Source organism: Colwellia sp. MT41 (genome assembly GCF_001444365.1).
GTDB lineage: Bacteria > Pseudomonadota > Gammaproteobacteria > Enterobacterales > Alteromonadaceae > Colwellia > Colwellia marinimaniae.
Genome location: NZ_CP013145.1, coordinates 553828 through 571773, shown reverse-complemented (window position 1 = coordinate 571773; position 17946 = coordinate 553828). Strand labels below are relative to the sequence as shown.

Annotated in this window: 24 protein-coding genes; 3 read left to right on the top strand and 21 right to left on the bottom strand. The window is 41.3% G+C overall.

Features of this window, described 5'->3' with window-relative positions; genetic code table 11:
• Positions 1-136 precede the first annotated feature (136 nt).
• From CMT41_RS02465 to CMT41_RS02455, 3 genes are all read left to right on the top strand, one after another.
• Positions 137-1417: a hypothetical protein gene (locus CMT41_RS02465; RefSeq protein WP_335338150.1), complete on the top strand. Its 1281-nt coding sequence runs from the start codon at positions 137-139 to the stop codon at positions 1415-1417.
• Complete coding sequence (locus CMT41_RS02460) at positions 1417-3870, top strand: LamG domain-containing protein (protein ID WP_232299999.1); 2454 nt, start codon at positions 1417-1419, stop codon at positions 3868-3870. The genes CMT41_RS02465 and CMT41_RS02460 overlap by 1 nt, the downstream gene beginning before the upstream one ends.
• A 94-nt stretch (positions 3871-3964) precedes the next feature.
• Positions 3965-5545 (top strand): hypothetical protein, encoded by a 1581-nt coding sequence (locus CMT41_RS02455; protein ID WP_058026243.1) that lies wholly within the window; start codon positions 3965-3967, stop codon positions 5543-5545.
• 77 nt (positions 5546-5622) lie between these two features.
• Here CMT41_RS02455 and CMT41_RS02450 read toward each other — a convergent pair whose 3' ends face one another.
• From CMT41_RS02450 to CMT41_RS02355, 21 genes are all read right to left on the bottom strand, one after another.
• A complete protein-coding gene (locus CMT41_RS02450; protein WP_232299998.1) occupies positions 5623-6603 on the bottom strand; it encodes an FAD:protein FMN transferase in 981 nt (326 codons plus the stop codon).
• A 40-nt stretch (positions 6604-6643) separates the two neighbouring features.
• On the bottom strand, positions 6644-7543 hold the full coding sequence (locus CMT41_RS02445) for a phosphoribulokinase (RefSeq protein WP_057179582.1): 900 nt from the start codon (positions 7541-7543) through the stop codon (positions 6644-6646).
• A gap of 181 nt (positions 7544-7724) precedes the next feature.
• Entirely contained in the window at positions 7725-8129 is a 405-nt protein-coding gene (gene rplQ, locus CMT41_RS02440; protein WP_057179581.1) for a 50S ribosomal protein L17, read from the bottom strand.
• A gap of 46 nt (positions 8130-8175) precedes the next feature.
• A complete protein-coding gene (locus tag CMT41_RS02435; protein WP_057179580.1) occupies positions 8176-9165 on the bottom strand; it encodes a DNA-directed RNA polymerase subunit alpha in 990 nt (329 codons plus the stop codon).
• A 28-nt stretch (positions 9166-9193) separates the two neighbouring features.
• Positions 9194-9814, bottom strand: a complete 621-nt coding sequence (rpsD, locus tag CMT41_RS02430) for a 30S ribosomal protein S4 (protein ID WP_057179579.1) — start codon at positions 9812-9814, stop codon at positions 9194-9196.
• A gap of 31 nt (positions 9815-9845) precedes the next feature.
• On the bottom strand, positions 9846-10235 hold the full coding sequence (gene rpsK / locus CMT41_RS02425; protein ID WP_057179578.1) for a 30S ribosomal protein S11: 390 nt from the start codon (positions 10233-10235) through the stop codon (positions 9846-9848).
• A gap of 13 nt (positions 10236-10248) precedes the next feature.
• The gene (gene rpsM, locus CMT41_RS02420) at positions 10249-10605 is read right to left on the bottom strand and encodes a 30S ribosomal protein S13 (RefSeq protein ID WP_057179577.1); all 357 of its coding nucleotides are present in this window, start codon (positions 10603-10605) and stop codon (positions 10249-10251) included.
• 153 nt (positions 10606-10758) lie between these two features.
• Positions 10759-10872 carry a 50S ribosomal protein L36 gene (rpmJ, locus tag CMT41_RS18460; protein WP_081967783.1) on the bottom strand — a complete coding sequence of 38 codons (114 nt, stop codon included), beginning with the start codon at positions 10870-10872 and terminating at the stop codon, positions 10759-10761.
• Positions 10873-10902: 30 nt separating this feature from the next.
• Entirely contained in the window at positions 10903-12240 is a 1338-nt protein-coding gene (gene secY / locus CMT41_RS02415; RefSeq protein WP_057179576.1) for a preprotein translocase subunit SecY, read from the bottom strand.
• A 6-nt stretch (positions 12241-12246) separates the two neighbouring features.
• Entirely contained in the window at positions 12247-12681 is a 435-nt protein-coding gene (gene rplO, locus CMT41_RS02410; RefSeq protein WP_058026241.1) for a 50S ribosomal protein L15, read from the bottom strand.
• Positions 12682-12683: 2 nt separating this feature from the next.
• Entirely contained in the window at positions 12684-12863 is a 180-nt protein-coding gene (rpmD, locus tag CMT41_RS02405; protein ID WP_058026240.1) for a 50S ribosomal protein L30, read from the bottom strand.
• Positions 12864-12869: 6 nt separating this feature from the next.
• On the bottom strand, positions 12870-13379 hold the full coding sequence (rpsE, locus tag CMT41_RS02400; protein ID WP_019026709.1) for a 30S ribosomal protein S5: 510 nt from the start codon (positions 13377-13379) through the stop codon (positions 12870-12872).
• Positions 13380-13388: 9 nt separating this feature from the next.
• A complete protein-coding gene (rplR, locus tag CMT41_RS02395; RefSeq protein ID WP_057179573.1) occupies positions 13389-13742 on the bottom strand; it encodes a 50S ribosomal protein L18 in 354 nt (117 codons plus the stop codon).
• A gap of 9 nt (positions 13743-13751) precedes the next feature.
• On the bottom strand, positions 13752-14285 hold the full coding sequence (rplF, locus tag CMT41_RS02390; protein WP_057179572.1) for a 50S ribosomal protein L6: 534 nt from the start codon (positions 14283-14285) through the stop codon (positions 13752-13754).
• Between the two features lie 10 nt (positions 14286-14295).
• The gene (gene rpsH, locus CMT41_RS02385; protein WP_088568923.1) at positions 14296-14685 is read right to left on the bottom strand and encodes a 30S ribosomal protein S8; all 390 of its coding nucleotides are present in this window, start codon (positions 14683-14685) and stop codon (positions 14296-14298) included.
• 19 nt (positions 14686-14704) lie between these two features.
• A complete protein-coding gene (gene rpsN / locus CMT41_RS02380) occupies positions 14705-15010 on the bottom strand; it encodes a 30S ribosomal protein S14 (protein WP_057179570.1) in 306 nt (101 codons plus the stop codon).
• 4 nt (positions 15011-15014) lie between these two features.
• On the bottom strand, positions 15015-15560 hold the full coding sequence (gene rplE / locus CMT41_RS02375; protein ID WP_057179569.1) for a 50S ribosomal protein L5: 546 nt from the start codon (positions 15558-15560) through the stop codon (positions 15015-15017).
• Positions 15561-15572: 12 nt separating this feature from the next.
• On the bottom strand, positions 15573-15887 hold the full coding sequence (rplX, locus tag CMT41_RS02370) for a 50S ribosomal protein L24 (RefSeq protein WP_057179568.1): 315 nt from the start codon (positions 15885-15887) through the stop codon (positions 15573-15575).
• Between the two features lie 12 nt (positions 15888-15899).
• Complete coding sequence (rplN, locus tag CMT41_RS02365; protein ID WP_057179567.1) at positions 15900-16268, bottom strand: 50S ribosomal protein L14; 369 nt, start codon at positions 16266-16268, stop codon at positions 15900-15902.
• A 273-nt stretch (positions 16269-16541) separates the two neighbouring features.
• The gene (dtd, locus tag CMT41_RS02360) at positions 16542-16979 is read right to left on the bottom strand and encodes a D-aminoacyl-tRNA deacylase (protein ID WP_057179566.1); all 438 of its coding nucleotides are present in this window, start codon (positions 16977-16979) and stop codon (positions 16542-16544) included.
• Entirely contained in the window at positions 16976-17890 is a 915-nt protein-coding gene (locus tag CMT41_RS02355) for a virulence factor BrkB family protein (protein ID WP_082606402.1), read from the bottom strand. The genes dtd and CMT41_RS02355 overlap by 4 nt, the downstream gene beginning before the upstream one ends.
• Positions 17891-17946: the final 56 nt, after the last annotated feature.

The window sequence follows — 17946 nt, the reverse complement described above, 5'->3', positions numbered from 1 at the left end:
AATTAATCTAGGTGTTTTGATATCACTAGCAATAAATTTATTTGCTCGTTTAAACATCATTATATACACTGTTACAACATGGTTACTATATATCAATGCAACAAGGTTGCAAACACCGCATCTTCAAGGAGGCTGTATGGAGATGTCACTCCCAAGCAATAAGACGAGCAAGAACGGCTTTAATATACATTTTATTAAAGTAAATACCCGCAATATTTCCCCTTACCTATTATTTTTATTTTTGTGTTTGTGTTTAATCATCTCCTTTAATGTCAGCGCCTCGAGTTTAGAGCAGGCTAAACGACTGCATGACCGTATCACCGGCGTACCGCCATCAGTGACCACCCTTATTGATATGAGTGATTTAATTGCACAAGGTAAAGTTACCGAAGCTGCTTATCTAGCCATGCAATCTCCTGAATTTTATTCAACCACCTTAAAGGTATTTGCTAGCCCTTGGACCAATAAAGACCAAGACATATTTTTTCCGCTAAATGATTACAGTGCCACCATCATAGGGGCAGTTCGTGATGACCTAGATTTTAGGCAAATATTACAAGCCGATATCACCTATGTTGGCAAAAACGAGCTTAACTTACCTGCTTATAGCAAAAACAATAACGATCATTATCAGGCATTAGAGAGTAACTTTATTAACTTGGCTGATGGGTTAGTGCAAGTGAGTCAATCAAGTTTGAATGGCTTACCCAGTGAAGCAACGGCGGGGATATTAACCTCAAGAGCTGCCGCTAAAGCTTTTTTTTATTTAGGTACTAATAGAGCAATGTTACGTTTTACCTTGATCAATCACCTATGTACCGATTTGGAGCCACTAAAAGACAATACCTTACCAACAGATAGAATTCGTCAAGATGTCAGCCGTAGTCCTGGCGGCGATAGTCGCTTATTTATCAATAACTGTTCAGGTTGTCACACCGGCATGGACCCTTTAGCACAAGCATTTGCTTATTATGATTACCAATTTGATACTGAAAATGATCCTCAAGGGGAAAATGGCGAGATAACTTATAACCAATCAGCAGATATTGATGCTGCCACTGGTACTAGAGTCAAAGCAAAATACCATAATAATGCCAGTAGTTTTCCCTTTGGTTTTGTCACCAAAAATGACGACTGGCAAAATTACTGGCGTGAAGGGATAAATCAAAAACTGGGTTGGGATAGCAATCTTACGGGGCAAGGCAGTGGTATGAAGTCATTAGGACAAGAGCTAGCAAACAGTGAAGCCTTTGCTCAGTGCCAAGTAAAAAAAGTTTTTAAAGCCGTCTGTTTACGCGATGCAGAAAGTACTGCTGATTTAACACAAATTAAAACAACAACAACTTCCTTTAAACAACATTCATATCAACTTAAGCAGGTATTTGCTGAAGTTGCTGCCTATTGCATGGGAGAATAATGATGTATTTCCCTCTTAGTTTTACCTGCTTTAAAACAGTGCTAGTACTGTGCATACTTTTGCTGGTAAACGCTTGTGGTGAAACTAGCGTAGAAGAACTGCCGCCTTTAGTGCAAGATAACAGCAACGCTGAGTACACAGGACCCGCGCCGGCGACCGAAGATATTCAAAAATATAAAACCGCCCTTTGGGATAACCTTTCAGCAACGGACCGTTGTGGCTCTTGCCATACTGAGGGCAATCAAGCGCCCTACTTTGCCAGTAGAGTAAACGTCAATGATGCCTATGCAGCAACAAACCCATTAGTCAGCTTAAGCAAACCAGCTGAGTCTCGCCTGGTACAAAAAGTTGCCGGTGGACATAACTGTTGGCTAGCTAGCGAGCAAGCTTGTGGCGAAACCATGCAACAGTGGATAAAACTTTGGGCAGACGACAGAGTAAGCACTGCCAATGCCATTGAATTAAAAGCTCCTGTTATTAGAGAGCCAGGCAGCAGTAAAAATTTTCCTACTGAAAACACCTTATTTAGTACTCATGTCTATCCGATTGTCAGCCAATACTGTGCCGGTTGTCATAACGAATCGTCGAGCACAGCACAGTCGCCCTTTTTTGCTAGTGAACATATTGATAAAGCCTATGAAGCCGCCAAGCGGGTAATCAATTTAGCAGAGCCAAATAAGTCTCGCTTAGTGATTCGTTTAAGCAGTGAATTTCATAATTGTTGGAGTGACTGCCAAGCCAATAGTGATGAAATGCAAGCAGGTATTCAAGCGATGAGTGATGAGATAACCGTTGATGTTATATCAGCTGATATGCTGGTATCAAAATCACTATTATTAACTGATGGCTTGGTCGCTTCTAGCGGCGGCCGATTTGAGTCTGACATTATTGCTTTATATCAATTTAAAACCGGTAAGGGTAATACCGCCTATGATACTTCAGGTATTTCCCCTGCTGCTAACTTGACCCTTACAGGAGACGTTGAGTGGCTCGGCAGTTGGGGCTTGTCTTTTACTAACGGTAAAGCACAAGCAAGTACCGCCACTAGCAAAAAGATTCATGACTTGATTACCGCTACTAATGAGTTTGCTATCGAAGCCTGGCTCACCCCACATAATGTTGTCCAAGAAGGTCCCGCTAGAATAATCAGCTATTCAGCCGGGGATAATGATAGGAACTTTACCCTAGGACAAAGCCAGTATAACTATGACTTTATGCTGCAAACAGCGAACAGTAACAGCAATGGTGAGCCGTCATTAAGCACGCCTGATGCTGATGAAGTATTGCAAGCGACCTTACAACATATCGTACTAACATACTCAGCGACAGAGGGTCGCCGTATTTATGTAAACGGCAAACTCATGGCTATTATTGATGAAGGCATATCACCTTTGGCTTCATGGGATGACAGCTTTGCCTTAATCTTAGGTAGAGAGGCTTCAAATAATCACGTATGGCAAGGTAATATTCGTTTATTAGCCATATATAACCGTACATTATCGCAAGAACAAATAACGCAAAATTATAATGTTGGTGTCGGTGAAAAATTCTTGTTATTATTTTCAATAAGTGAACTGGTAGAGCTCGCTAATACCTATGTTTTATTTGCAGTCAGCCAGTATGATAATTACAGCTATTTATTTACTCAGCCAAGTTTAGTCAATCTAGATGGTAAGGCCCTAGCCAAAAACACCCTACTGGCTAAAATGCGCATTGGTATTAATGGCAAAGAAAGTGCCCAAGGGCAAGCTTACGCTAATATCAGCCTTACGTTCACCAGTGACGATTCTCTGGCCGAGCCGGTGCCATTATCTCCCTTAGGCACCATTATAGCACTGGAAAAAGGTGCCAATAATGACGAGTTTTTCTTAACTTTTGAGCAACTCGGGGAGCATAGCAATGTGGTTTTACCTGCGCTATTTATCACCCCTGAAGCAAGCTTTAGTGATACTAACAGCGCTAAAATAGGTCTGCGAAATTTTGCCCAAATTAATGCCAGCATGAGTGTCTTAACTGGTGTTAATAAAAATGCGCTAAAAGTAGCCACTACCTATCAGCTAGTCAAGCAACAGTTACCGACATTAACCAATATTGAAACCTTTATTTCAGCTCAGCAAATGGCGATTACGCAATTAGCCATTGCTTACTGCGATACGGCAATTGAAGACGATAACATCCGCAATAACTGGTTTACCGAGGTAGATTTCAGTAAAACTCCGGATATTGCCTTCGACACAGTCGGACGAGGCAATTTACTAAACCCATTGTTAGACCAGTTAATGCCTTCGACACTGACTACTCAGCCTGATAAAGCTTTAGTGTATACAGAGCTTGATAATTTGATATCTCGCCTCGGGATTTGCGCTAGCAGTTGCAGTGCCGAGCGAAGTAAAACCATTGCCAAAGCAACTTGTGCAGCTGTGCTTGCTAGTGCAGTAATGCTGGTTCAGTAAGACTTCTTTACTAGTACGGATTTAATGATGCGGTAATACCACACAGGTATCGATATAGCTAAACAAAACAAGTTATGGAAAATAGGAAAGTTACATGAGAAAAACTAAACATTTACAGCCAGATAGTCCTTTATTATTTAGTGATCATAAAAAACCGATGAGCCGTCGAGATTTCATCTCAGCTGGTCTTAGAACCGGTGGTTATACCATTGCTGGATTATCGATGTTTAGCCTATTGACCGCTAATCATGCACAAGCAGCCTTATCAAGTGATATAGAAGCGTTAAGGGATAGCTGTGGCATTAGTACACAAGGAGCAGGAAAAATTCCTTTTATTAGTTTCGATCTTGCTGGCGGCGCTAATATTTCAGGCTCGAATGTCTTAGTGGGTGGCTTGGGTGGTCAGCAAGACTTTCTCTCGACTGCCGGTTATAGCAAGCTTGGTATACCTGGCGATATGGCGCCTAATATTGCTAACCCAGATGCCATGCAGTCTGACTTTATCAATACTGATTTAGGCTTAGCTTTTCATGCTGACTCGGCATTTTTACGTGGAATATTAGAAAAAGTATCGCCTGAAACAGCCGCCAATATTAATGGTGCAGTAATACCTAGCCGATCTGACAATGATACCGCCAACAATCCGCATAACCCTATGTATGCCATCGCGGCTGCCGGTGCTAATGGCTCATTAATGCCACTTATTGGCTCTAGGAATAGCGACTCTGGTGGTAACTCTATGGCCCCAGCAAGTTTTATTGATTTAAGTTTACGGCCAACAAAGATTGATCGCCCCAGTGATGTTACTGGCTTAGTTGATGTCGGTGATTTATTTAACTTGTTGTCTCAAAGTGACGCCGTTGCTGTTATGGAAAGTATTCAACGAGTCAGTGCGCAAAAAATGGCACAGGTCAATAGTCAGGTTACCCGTGACGATATCATTAAAGACCTGGTTAATTGTGGCTATGTCAAAAGTGCCGATCTCGCCGATCGATTTGGCGATCCATCGACACTCAACCCTTTACTTGATGTTGATATTGTCGGCCCTGGTGGCATTTTTAGTCTGGCTGAATTTGATAGCGAGCAGGAGTTCCAAAAAACTGCCTCTATCATGAAATTGGTAGTTAATGGCTTTGCTGGTGCTGGCACGGTAACCATGGGTGGCTTTGATTATCATACCGGTGACCGCAGCACTGGTGAGTTAAGAGATCTTCGTGCTGGCCGTTGTATGGGCGCGTGCCTTGAATATGCAGCAAGACGTAATCAACCGCTGATGATGTATGTATTTAGTGACGGCTCTGTCGCCAGTAACGGCCGCATAGATGAATCTGTCGACGGTCGTGGTAAAGGCGAATGGACCGGTGATAATTCGTCAACCGGTGCATCATTTTTCTTAGTGTATAGCCCCACTGGCAAACCACAATTAATGGGCGGCACCGCGGAGCAAAGTGCCATGCATCAACAAATTGGTTTTATGAGGCCTGATGCTTCGGTGGAAACTACGTCTGCGCCGTCGGCAAATAATGTCAATCTACTGGTGCAAACCGTGTTATTAAATTATATGGCACTGCATGGACAACAAAATCAATTTTCTACTTTAGTACCTAGTCAAGGGTTGGGCAACAGTACCATGTTAGACTCGTTAACCGCATTCCAACCAATCATTACAGTTTGATTGTATTAATACCACGCAATAACCCTCTCGTCTGTAGGCGGGAATTTATTCGCGCTAAGTAATGAAGTCATATATTTTTATTGTTGTAGACCCTTGGAGAAGTGTAATCTCTGCTCATTATCGATAATAATGGCCTCATATCCCGCCATGCTGTTAATTAATTGCATACCGTCGGCAAGCCCTTTAACAAATAGTGTCGTTGATAAGGCATCGACATAAGTAGCATCTTTGCCAATAACCGAGACACTAACTACTTTTCGAGCTGAGTCGCCCGTTTTTGGATTGATAATATGGTGGTAACGTTTGCCATCTTCGATAAAATATCGTTCATAATCCCCAGAGGTCGAGATAGCTTCATTCGTTAGTGGAATATGTACAACATGCTTTTGTTCGGCTCTTGGGTGTTTTATTGCCACTAACCAAGGCCTACCATGTCGGTCACCTAACAAAGCGGTATCACCACCGGCACTCATTAACGCATGGTGAACTCCTGCCGAACTTAGCAAGTTCAGACACCTTTTAACGGCATAACCTTTAGCTATGCCTCCTAGGTCGATTTTAATGGCGCTATTATCAAAGCTGACGGTACTATTTTTTTCATCTAAGACGATGCCTAGATAATTGATCGAAGGTAAAGCCTTATCAATGGCTATTTGCTGAGGACGAATTTTATTACGGTAATCATATTGATAACCAATAGAAGCATAAGTTATATCGAAAGCGCCGTCGCTTAGCACTGAAATATCATGAGCTGTCGCTATTAAGGTAAAAAGCTCCCTTGATATAGTCACCTTTTTCTTAGCCGCCTCACGGTTGAGCAGACTTAACTCACTACTTTCTTTGTAAGGACTCATAGCGAGATCTAAGCGGGTCATTTCAGCAATGATTTGTGCAATCAATTCTTGCGACTGACTAGCATTAGTATTGTTTTCATCTAGCCAAAATTCAACATGGGCGCGTGTGCCCATGGTATTAAACGAATGCTGATACCATTTAGCATTGAGTTGAAAAGGGCTAAATAAAAGTATTAAGGACAAAGCTAAAACTATTTTTTTCAAGGTTATAACCATATAAATGAGAGGATTGGCCAAAAGAGCTTTATAAGTCGCTCATCCAATCAAGTTGTTTATTCGCTTGAGTTTTTCTTTCTATCAAACCTTCTATGAGCGGCGTTAAAATCAACTCCATGGCCAGACCCATTTTGCCCCCAGGAACGACCAGAGTGTTAATACGCGACATAAATGAGCCATCAATCATACGAAGATAATACTGAAAATCAACATTCTTTACTTCTCGAAAGCGGATAACAACAAAACTTTCATCCAAACTTGGGATTGCCTTGGCACTAAATGGATTGGAGGTATCAACCGTAGGCACGCGCTGAAAGTTAATATGTGTACGGGAAAACTGTGGCGTGATAAAGGAGATATAATCATCCATACTGCGCACTATGCTAGCAGTGACCGCTTCTCTACTGTGACCACGTTGATTGGTATCGCGAATGATCTTTTGAATCCACTCTAAATTAACAATAGGTACCATACCAATGAGTAAATCGACATGTTTGGCTACGTCATTATCTTTAGTGACCACACCGCCATGAAGACCCTCGTAGTATAATAAATCCGTACCGTCTCCAAGCTCTTGCCATGGGGTAAAAGTGCCTGGCATTTGGTTAAAGGGTACCGCCTCATCGAAACTATGCAGGTAACGTCTAATTTGACCCTTACCGGTTTCACCATAGTCACGAAATAACTTTTGCAACGCACTAAAATCATTAGCCAAATCACCAAAATAACTAATATTAGTGCCTGATTCTTTAGCTTTTCTCTTTTCCAGATCCATTTCTTGACGGGAGAAACGATGAAAGCTATCACCCTCAACATTTACCGAGGTAATGCCAAGTGTTCTAAAAATATGTTCAAAAGAAGCGGTACTAGTTGAAGTGCCTGCTCCTGATGAGCCAGTAACGGCAATTATTGGGTTTCGTGACGACATAAGGGCTCAAAAATAAACTAATGTACTATAGATATTTTATACGGTGAAATGACGTTTAGGTCAAGTAGCAAAGTAACAAGCTTCACTAACTGAGCTGTAGTTATATCACTACAAGTCATTTTTAGGCAATAAAAAACGGAGCCTAAGCTCCGTTTTTATAAGTATAATTTAGTAAACTAAATTATGCTTCTGCTGATTCTTCAACTACTTCAGGAGCATCTTCTACTACTGGGCGGTCTACTAATTCAATATAAGCCATAGGCGCTTTATCACCAGTACGGAAACCACATTTTAAAATGCGAGTGTAACCACCTGGACGATCTTGGTAACGAGCACCAAGTTCGTTGAATAAAATACCTACTACTTCTTTATCTTGTGTACGAGCAAACGCTAAACGGCGATTTGCAACACTGTCGGTTTTAGCCAATGTAATCAGTGGCTCTACAACCATACGTAGTTCTTTAGCTTTAGCAACGGTGGTTTTAATAATACCGTGCTTAACTAAAGAGCTTGCCATATTGCGGAACATCGCTTTACGATGACTGCTATTACGGTTTAACTGGCGACCGCTTTGACGATGACGCATAAGTTAATCCTTCTCTCAAACTATTAATAAAAAAACGATGATCGAACTAGTCGTTGTCAACAATGCTTTCTGGCGGCCAGTTTTCTAGGCGCATGCCTAGAGACAAACCACGAGACGCTAACACGTCTTTGATTTCAGTTAGAGACTTCTTACCTAAATTAGGCGTTTTAAGAAGCTCAACTTCAGCACGTTGTACTAAATCACCAATGTATTGAATTGCTTCTGCTTTTAAACAGTTAGCTGAACGAACAGTTAATTCTAGATCATCAACAGGACGAAGCAAAATTGGGTCGAACAATGGTTTTTCTTCCACTTGTTCTACTTCTTTAATATCACGAAGTTCTACAAACGCATCAAGCTGTTCAGCAAGAATTGTTGAAGCACGACGGATAGCTTCTTCCGGATCCAATGTACCATTGGTTTCCATGTCTATAATTAATTTGTCTAAATCTGTACGTTGTTCAACACGTGCAGACTCAACATCATAAGCAATTCTTACTACTGGGCTGAATGAGGCATCTACCAACAAACGACCAATAGCACGATCTTCTTCCTCGGCATCACGACGAACTGAAGCAGGTACGTAACCACGACCCATTTCAATTTTAATGCGCATGCTGATAGAACCTTCACTTGTTAAGGTGCAGATAACATGTTCTGGGTTAGTAATAGTTACGTCACCATCATGTTGAATATCAGCTGCCGTTACAGGGCCTTCACCAGACTTAGTTAACGTTAGAACGGCTTCATTTTTGCCTTCTAATATTATTGCTAGCCCTTTAAGATTTAACAATATTTCGATGATGTCCTCTTGAACACCTTCTTTACTACTGTACTCATGTAATACACCATCAATCTCAACTTCAGTTACGGCACAACCCGGCATTGAAGATAAAAGAATGCGGCGTAACGCATTACCTAAAGTGTGACCAAAACCACGTTCTAGTGGCTCTAAAGTTACTTTAGCGCGACGAGGGTTGATATGTTCGATACCAACCATACGTGGTCTAAGGAATTCGGTTACAGAACCCTGCATATATGTCCTCTCTTAAAGTGCAACTTTACTATTTAGAGTAAAGTTCAACAATCAACTGTTCATTAATTTCGGCAGACAAATCAGAACGATCTGGAAGACGTTTAAAAATGCCTTCAAGCTTCTTAGTATCTACTTCAACCCAAAGTGGCTTCTCACGTTGATCAGCTAATTCTAAAGCAGCGATAATACGCGCTTGAGTTTTAGACTTCTCACGAACAGAAACAGTATCTTCAGCTTTAACAGTGAAAGATGGAATATTAACTACTCCGCCGTTTACCACGATAGCCTTATGGCTAACTAATTGACGAGCTTCAGCACGAGTGCTGGCATAACCCATACGGTAAACTACGTTATCTAAACGCGTTTCTAAAAGCTGTAACAAGTTTTCACCTGTGTTACCTTTTTGACGTGCTGCTTCTTTGTAGTAATTACTGAATTGTTTTTCTAGTACGCCATAAATACGACGAACTTTTTGTTTTTCACGAAGTTGAACACCGTAGTCAGACAAACGACCGCGACGGGCGCCATGTTGACCTGGTATTGTTTCGATTTTACATTTAGTGTCAATTGCTCTAACACCACTTTTAAGGAACAAATCTGTTCCCTCGCGGCGACAAAGTTTTAACTTAGGACCTAAATATCTAGCCATTTTCTTTCTCCAACTATCCTAAAAAATGCGATTAAACGCGACGTTTCTTAGGAGGACGACAACCATTATGAGGAATTGGTGTAACGTCAGTAATGTTGGTGATTTTAAAACCAGCAGCATTTAGGGCACGGATAGCAGATTCACGACCTGGACCTGGACCTTTAACGAAAACTTCAATATTCTTCAAGCCAAACTCTTTTGCAGCAGCGCCTGCGCGGTCTGCAGCAACTTGTGCAGCAAACGGAGTAGATTTACGTGAACCACGGAAACCTGAACCACCTGCAGTCGCCCAAGATAAAGCATTACCTTGGCGGTCTGTAAGAGTCACGATTGTGTTGTTAAAAGAGGCGTGGATATGAGCCATGCCATCGACAACTTGTTTTTTTACGCGTTTACGCGAACGAACTGGTGTTTTTGCCATTGTCTAGTTCCTCTTACTTCCTAATTGGCTTACGAGGACCTTTACGGGTGCGCGCATTTGTTTTAGTGCGTTGACCACGTAGAGGAAGACTACGACGGTGACGGATGCCACGGTAACAACCTAAATCCATAAGACGTTTAATGTTCATTGAAACTTCACGGCGCAAATCACCTTCTACGGTAAATTTGTCCACTTCAGCGCGAAGCAAATCAATTTTTGCTTCGTCTAATTCACTGATCTTCGTTGATTCAGCGATACCAGTTGCTGCACAGATTGCTTTCGCACGTGTAGCTCCGATACCGTAAATCGCAGTAATGGCGATTACTGCATGCTTACGATCAGGGATGTTAATGCCAGCGATACGGGCCACTAACACATCTCCTATAAATAATTAAAATTACGTTGGTTGGAAAGCCCGTTAGGATACCCAACCATTCTCTTTTTACTGTAAATCGAAACGGCATTATACAGAATCCTCCGCATAATGCCAGTTCTAAAAGATTTGAGTTAATATCAGACGATATTAACCTTGTCTTTGCTTGTGCTTAGGTTCAATACAAAGAACGCGAATTACGCCTTTACGTTTTACCACTTTACAATTACGACAAATCTTTTTTACGGATGCACGTACTTTCATTTTATACTCCGTTAACTTATCAAGCTCAGTCTAACGACTATAGCCTTTCAAGTTTGCTTTTTTAAGTACATTGTCATATTGATGAGACATCAAATGCGTTTGTACTTGTGCCATAAAGTCCATAATCACAACCACGATAATCAATAACGATGTACCGCCGAAGTAGAACTGTACGTCCCACGCCATGATCATAAACTGTGGAACCAAACAGACAAAGGTAATATACGCCGCACCACATAGGGTTAAACGAGTCATCACTTTATCAATATATTTGGATGTTTGTTCACCTGGACGAATCCCTGGAATGAACGCACCTGACTTTTTCAAGTTATCTGCTGTTTCACGCGGATTGAAAACCAATGCCGTGTAAAAGAAACAGAAGAATATTATTGCTGCTGCTAACATGAAAACATATAAAGGTTGCCCTGGCGACATCGCCTGAGAAACACCTTGTAAGAAATCAGCTACCGGGCCATCTCCTTGTCCAAACCAGCTCGCAAGCGTGCCAGGGAACAAGATAATACTTGAGGCAAAGATTGGTGGGATTACACCCGCCATATTCACTTTCAACGGTAAATGAGTGCTTTGCGCGGCAAAAACCTTACGGCCTTGTTGGCGCTTAGCGTAGTTAACAACAATACGTCGTTGACCACGTTCAACAAATACTACTAAGAAAGTTACTGCAAATACCACAACGCCAATTAGCAATAATACTAATAAGTGCAATTCACCTTGACGCGCCGATTCAGCTAATTGACCTAGAGCTGAAGGCATACCAGCAACAATACCCGCGAAAATAATAATCGAAATACCATTACCGATACCACGTTCAGTAATTTGCTCACCTAACCACATTAAAAACATGGTACCAGTAACCAAACTAACCACTGCGGTGAAATAGAAACTAAAACCAGCATTAATTACTAGGCCTTGCATCATATCCGGTAAACTTCTGGAAATCGCTATCGCTTGAACTGTTGCTAGCACTAAAGTGCCGTAGCGTGTGTATTGACTGATTTTACGTCGTCCAGCTTCACCTTCTTTTTTCAATTCTGCCATTGCCGGGTGCATAACCGTAAGCAATTGCATAATAATAGAAGCTGAAATGTACGGCATAATTCCAAGTGCCAATACTGAGGCTCGCTCAAGTGCACCACCGGAGAACATGTTAAACATTTCTACGATAGTGCCCTTTTGTTGATCAAATAACTGAGCTAATACAGCGGCGTCAATACCAGGGATTGGCACAAAAGACCCTAAACGAAGCACTACTAATGCCACGAATACGAACCATAATCTTTGTTTTAGCTCAGACAAACCGCCTGCGCCTTTACTTCCTTTTTGAGAAGCCATTCCTGGTGTAGCCATAATGTACTATTCCTCGATTTTGCCACCAGCAGCTTCAATAGCTGCTTGTGCGCCTTTAGTTACTGCAATGCCACGTAAAGTAATTGGACGAGTAATTTCGCCAGATAACATAACCTTAACAGCTATGATATTACGTGTAATTAAACCAGCGTCTTTAAGTGCATGAATATCAACAACATCAGCTTTAACAAGGTTTAATTCATGTAAACGAATTTCAGCGCGAACTAAAGATTTACGTGAAGTAAAACCAAATTTAGGTAAACGTTGTTTCAATGGCATTTGACCACCTTCAAAACCTGGACGGACACTACCGCCAGAACGAGACTTCTGACCTTTATGACCACGACCACCAGTTTTACCGATGCCTGAACCAATACCACGACCACAGCGCTTTTTAGCTTTGTGAGATCCCGGTGCAGGGGATAAAGTATTTAAATGCATAATTAATCCTCCACCTTAACCATGTAGTAAACCTTGTTGATCATACCACGTACAGATGGAGTGTCTTCTAACTCAACTGTATGATTGATACGACGTAGACCAAGGCCTTTTAATGTAGCTCTATGTTTCGGTAAACGACCGATAGAACTTTTTATTTGAGTTACTTTAACTGTTTTAGACATGCTCAATTACCCCAAAATTTCTTTAACGCTTTTGCCACGTTTAGCTGCCATATCTTTTGGTGAATGCATATTCACTAAAGCTGAAACAGTAGCGCGAACTACGTTGATTGGGTTAGTAGAACCGTATGCTTTTGACAATACGTTCTGAACGCCTGCAACTTCAAGTACTGCACGCATCGCGCCACCGGCGATGATACCTGTACCGTCAGAGGCTGGTTTCATGAAAACTTTAGAACCAGAATGCTTGCCAGTAATAACATGCTGAAGAGTAGTACCCTTCAAGTCAATCGTTACTATATTACGGTGCGCTTTTTCCATTGCTTTTTGGATTGCAGCAGGCACTTCACGTGCTTTACCGTAACCAAAACCAACACGCCCATTGCCATCACCAACTACTGTTAGTGCGGTGAAACTGAAAATACGACCACCTTTAACCACTTTTGAAACGCGGTTAACTGCGATTAGCTTTTCAGCCATATCACTTTGTTGTGAGTTTTCTTGCTTATGATTAGCCATTATAACCCCCTAGAACTGAAGACCAGCTTCACGAGCTGCTTCTGCTAACGCTTTCACGCGACCATGATAAAGGAAACCAGAGCGATCAAAAGCTATCTTAGAGATACCTTTTGCTACAGCACGTTCAGCGAGAGCTTTACCTACTGCAGTTGCTGCGGCAACATTACCAGTTTTTTCAATTTGAGCAGCAACTTCTTTGTCTAAAGTAGACGCAGATGCGATTACTTCAGAACCAGTTGGTGCGATCAATTGAGCGTAAATGTGACGAGGAGTACGGAATATAACTAAACGATTCGCACCCAACTCGCTAATTTTTGCACGAGCGCGTCTAGCGCGGCGCAAACGAGATGTTTTCTTATCCATAGTGTTACCCTACTTCTTCTTAGCTTCTTTACGACGAACATTTTCGTTAAGATAACGAATACCTTTACCTTTATAAGGCTCAGGTTTACGGTATGCACGAATGTTCGCAGCGGTTTGGCCAACTAAATGTTTATCACAACCTTTCAGTGTGATTTCAGTTTGGCTAGGAGTTTCACAAGTTATTCCTTCAGGAATAGTATGTTTGATTGGGTGTGAAAAACCTAAAGATAAGTCTAAAGACTTACCAGCAGCTTTGGCACGGTAACCAACACCTTGTAAAACTAATTTCTTTTCATAACCTTTACTAACACCTTCAACCATATTATTGATTAAAGCACGGGTAGTACCGGCTTGAGCCCAAGCTTGTTTATGTTCACATGCGATAGTAACTTTGATTTGGTTGTCTTCTTGAGAAACCGCAACAAACTTATGAATCGTACGTGATAATTCACCTACTGGACCTTTAACTGTAATGTCTTGACCTGATAACGTAATGGTAACGCCAGCAGGAACAACGACAGGTGTTTTTGCAACACGAGACATATTATTCTCCTTACTCTACGAAACCAAGAACTTCACCGCCAATACCCGCAGAGCGAGCGGCACGATCCGTCATCAAACCTTTAGAAGTCGAAATAATCGCAATACCCATGCCAGCAAGAACTTTAGGAAGTTCATCACAGCTTTTGTATATACGAAGACCAGGACGTGAAACACGTTTGATCACTTCAATTACTTCTTTACCTTCAAAATATTTCAATACCACATCTAACTGAGGTTTAGCATCAGTTGATACTGAAAAACTTGAAATATAACCTTCATCTTTAAGTAAGTTGGCAATTGCAACTTTTAACTTAGAAGATGGCATTGCTACTGCAACTTTTGCTGCAGATTGACCGTTGCGGATGCGTGTAAACATGTCCGCGATAGGATCAGTCATCATAACCATTTACTCCCGTGAATTACCAACTAGCTTTCTTAAGACCTGGAACTTCACCACGCATCATGGTTTCGCGTAATTTAATACGGCTTAAACCAAATTTACGTAAGAAACCATGTGGACGTCCAGTAATACTACAACGGTTACGTTGACGACTACTGCTCGAATCACGAGGTAAACTTTGAAGTTTCAATACAGCATCCCAGCGTTCTTCATCAGAAGAATCGGTACCTGAGATGATTGCTTTTAACGCAGCACGCTTTTCAGCATATTTTGCTACTAGCTTGGTTCTTTTAGCTTCACGAGCTTTCATTGACGTTTTAGCCATAACTCTACACCTTCTTCTGGAACGGGAAATTAAAGGCAGACAGTAAAGCTAGTCCTTCTTCATCATCTTTCGCGCTAGTAGTAATAGTGATATCTAAACCGCGAATTTTATCGATTTTATCGTAATCGATTTCAGGGAAGATAATTTGCTCACGAACGCCCATGCTGTAGTTACCACGACCATCAAATGACTTAGGATTTAAGCCACGAAAGTCACGGATACGTGGAATTGAAATAGAGATAAAACGCTCTAAAAATTCCCACATACGCTCGCCGCGTAGAGTTACTTTTGTACCAATAGGGTAGCCTTCACGAATTTTGAAGCCCGCAACTGATTTGCGTGCAACTGTCGTTAGCGGCTTTTGCCCTGAGATTGCAGTAAGATCATTTGTGGCGTGCTCTAACACTTTCTTGTCAGATATAGCTTCACCAACACCCATGTTAAGGGTGATCTTTTCAATCCGAGGGACTTGCATGACACTTTTATAACCAAATTGCTTTTGCAATTCGGCTACAACTGTATCTTTATAAAAATCATGCAGTTTCGCCATCGTTTACTCCAATTAAATTAATTCGTTGTTAGATTTGAAAAAACGAACTTTTTTGCCGTCTTCAATTCTAAAACCAACACGATCTGCTTTACCCGTTGCTGGGTTAACAATCGCTACGTTGGAAACTTGTAAAGGTGCTTCTTTTTCAATGATGCCACCAGGCTGCTGTAACTGAGGTGCAGGCTTAGTGTGTTTCTTGATTAAGTTAATACCTTCTACGAATACTTTACCGTTTTCAACAAGAACTTTAGTGACTTTACCAGTCTTACCCTTGTCTTTACCAGCAAGTATAATTACTTCATCATCACGACGAATCTTAGATGCCATTATCGTGACTCCTTATAGTACTTCAGGTGCTAATGATACGATCTTCATAAATTTTTCATTACGAAGTTCACGTGTCACAGGCCCGAAGATACGAGTACCAATTGGCTGTAATTTTGCGTCTAGCATTACAGCCGCGTTTTCATCAAAACGGATGGAAGAACCATCTGAACGACGAACACCTTTCTTAGTGCGCACCACTACCGCAGTTAACACATCACCTTTTTTAACTTTACCACGAGGACTTGCTTCCTTGACGGCAATTTTGATGATGTCTCCAATGCGTGCATAGCGACGGTGCGAGCCACCAAGAACCTTTATACATTGAACACGCTTAGCGCCACTGTTATCAGCAACATTCAGCTGTGATTGCATTTGGATCATTGATTTTTTGCTCCACTGTTATCTTCCTTGTAAATTTTGTGAAAACACAAAAGAAACAATAAGATAAATTAAAATTCAAGGCCAGAAATTGACCCGTCACTGCCTTATGAAAGACCCCCCGTTGCGCTTAGAATGTAGACATAAATGCCACCACTCAAACTTAACGGGCGCGAGATTATAACACCACTAATACAAAAGTGATAGTTTAATTAGCTAAAAAACGAGCAGTAGAGAAAAAGCGGTAATGCTAGATAGCTTTAAGGCTTTAAAGCCTTAAAGCCTTAAAGTGAATGTCACCGGGCCATCATTTACCAAGGCAACTTTCATATCAGCAGCAAACTCCCCCGTTGGTGCCTTAAAGCCTTGTTGACGTAATTGATGGACAAAATACTGGTACAAGGTTTTACTTAACTCAGGTTTTGCTACCGTGGAAAAACTAGGTCGCAATCCTGAATTGGTATCTGCCGCCAGAGTAAATTGCGAGACCACTAAGATATCCCCGCCAACTTGTTTGACATTTATATTCATTTTGTCATTTTCATCATTAAAAATACGATAACCTGCAACACGCTCGGCTAAACGCTTGGCCTTAACTTCATTATCCTCAGGCTCAATCGCCAGGAAAATCAATAAACCTTGGTTAATCTGGCCAATAATGTGGTTATCAACGGTAACGCTGGCCTGACTGACACGCTGTAACAAAGCTATCATTTCATTTGCTCTTCATTTATAGGTGGTAAATTTTCTTCGTTAGGTTTTTGTTCTTTTAACCCTTGCTCTTTTAATAAAGGGTACTCTTGTAATGATACCGTGATCAAGGCGCCCACCAGTACCACTAGCCAAGAAACATAAACCCATAAAAACAGAATAGGGATAGTGGCCAAGGCACCATAAATCACTTGGTAAGAAGGAAATTCCGTTATATATAAGGCAAAGGCTTTTTTAGCTATTTCAAATAAAACACCGGCAACAAAGGCGCCCGATAAAGCAAACTTAAATGGCACCGCTTTATTAGGCACCGCCATATAAAGGATAACAAAGGCTATTATGGAAGATAGCAATGGCAATATACGTAACAGCACATCAAACAAACCTAAAACATCATACTCATCAACCGCAACTATCGACACTAGATACGATGATAACGCAATACTAGCACCAACCAGTATTGGCCCTAAAGTGAGTACCATCCAATACATGGCAAATGAAGTTATTGTCCGGCGTTTATCCGTGACTCGCCAAATTTTATTAAAGGTATTATCAATGGTAGAAATGAGTAATAGTGCGGCGACAAACAAAAATGAGATAGCGACAGCCGACATTTTTGAGGCATTAGCGACAAAACCCGTTAAATACTGCTGCACCACATCTCCCGCGGCAGGGACAAAGTTTTGATAAACAAACTGCTCCACAGTCTGCTGCAGTTCAGCAAAGAGTGGAAATGCTGTCATTACCGATAACATTACCACGACCAAGGGCACTAATGACATTAAACAAACATAGGATAAATACCCGGCGACCACCTGTATTTGTTCGCGTTTAATTCGGCGAATAAAATAAAAAATAACGCCCTTATGTTTATGCCACAACTTACTAATGACTGTTTCTTTAAATAAACTCATATTTGTTAACAATTTACTGATTTGCTCAAGGTTAACCATATATTAAGATAGAGGTA

Coding starts and splice junctions, on each gene's coding strand:
- CMT41_RS02445 (WP_057179582.1), bottom strand. CDS start 7,543: ATGTCGTCACGAAACCCAATAATTGCCGTTACTGGCTCATCAGGAGCA.
- rpsE (WP_019026709.1), bottom strand. CDS start 13,379: ATGGCTAATCATAAGCAAGAAAACTCACAACAAAGTGATATGGCTGAA.
- rplN (WP_057179567.1), bottom strand. CDS start 16,268: ATGATCCAAATGCAATCACAGCTGAATGTTGCTGATAACAGTGGCGCT.
- rpsD (WP_057179579.1), bottom strand. CDS start 9,814: ATGGCTAGATATTTAGGTCCTAAGTTAAAACTTTGTCGCCGCGAGGGA.
- CMT41_RS02460 (WP_232299999.1), top strand. CDS start 1,417: ATGATGTATTTCCCTCTTAGTTTTACCTGCTTTAAAACAGTGCTAGTA.
- rplX (WP_057179568.1), bottom strand. CDS start 15,887: ATGGCATCTAAGATTCGTCGTGATGATGAAGTAATTATACTTGCTGGT.
- CMT41_RS02455 (WP_058026243.1), top strand. CDS start 3,965: ATGAGAAAAACTAAACATTTACAGCCAGATAGTCCTTTATTATTTAGT.
- CMT41_RS02355 (WP_082606402.1), bottom strand. CDS start 17,890: ATGAGTTTATTTAAAGAAACAGTCATTAGTAAGTTGTGGCATAAACAT.
- CMT41_RS02435 (WP_057179580.1), bottom strand. CDS start 9,165: ATGCAGGGTTCTGTAACCGAATTCCTTAGACCACGTATGGTTGGTATC.
- rpsH (WP_088568923.1), bottom strand. CDS start 14,685: ATGATGACTGATCCTATCGCGGACATGTTTACACGCATCCGCAACGGT.
- CMT41_RS02465 (WP_335338150.1), top strand. CDS start 137: ATGGAGATGTCACTCCCAAGCAATAAGACGAGCAAGAACGGCTTTAAT.
- rplR (WP_057179573.1), bottom strand. CDS start 13,742: ATGGATAAGAAAACATCTCGTTTGCGCCGCGCTAGACGCGCTCGTGCA.
- rplE (WP_057179569.1), bottom strand. CDS start 15,560: ATGGCGAAACTGCATGATTTTTATAAAGATACAGTTGTAGCCGAATTG.
- rplO (WP_058026241.1), bottom strand. CDS start 12,681: ATGCATTTAAATACTTTATCCCCTGCACCGGGATCTCACAAAGCTAAA.
- rpsN (WP_057179570.1), bottom strand. CDS start 15,010: ATGGCTAAAACGTCAATGAAAGCTCGTGAAGCTAAAAGAACCAAGCTA.
- rplQ (WP_057179581.1), bottom strand. CDS start 8,129: ATGCGTCATCGTCAAAGCGGTCGCCAGTTAAACCGTAATAGCAGTCAT.
- rplF (WP_057179572.1), bottom strand. CDS start 14,285: ATGTCTCGTGTTGCAAAAACACCTGTCGTTGTTCCTGCTGGCGTTACC.
- secY (WP_057179576.1), bottom strand. CDS start 12,240: ATGGCTACACCAGGAATGGCTTCTCAAAAAGGAAGTAAAGGCGCAGGC.
- rpmJ (WP_081967783.1), bottom strand. CDS start 10,872: ATGAAAGTACGTGCATCCGTAAAAAAGATTTGTCGTAATTGTAAAGTG.
- dtd (WP_057179566.1), bottom strand. CDS start 16,979: ATGATAGCTTTGTTACAGCGTGTCAGTCAGGCCAGCGTTACCGTTGAT.
- rpsK (WP_057179578.1), bottom strand. CDS start 10,235: ATGGCAAAAACACCAGTTCGTTCGCGTAAACGCGTAAAAAAACAAGTT.
- rpmD (WP_058026240.1), bottom strand. CDS start 12,863: ATGTCTAAAACAGTTAAAGTAACTCAAATAAAAAGTTCTATCGGTCGT.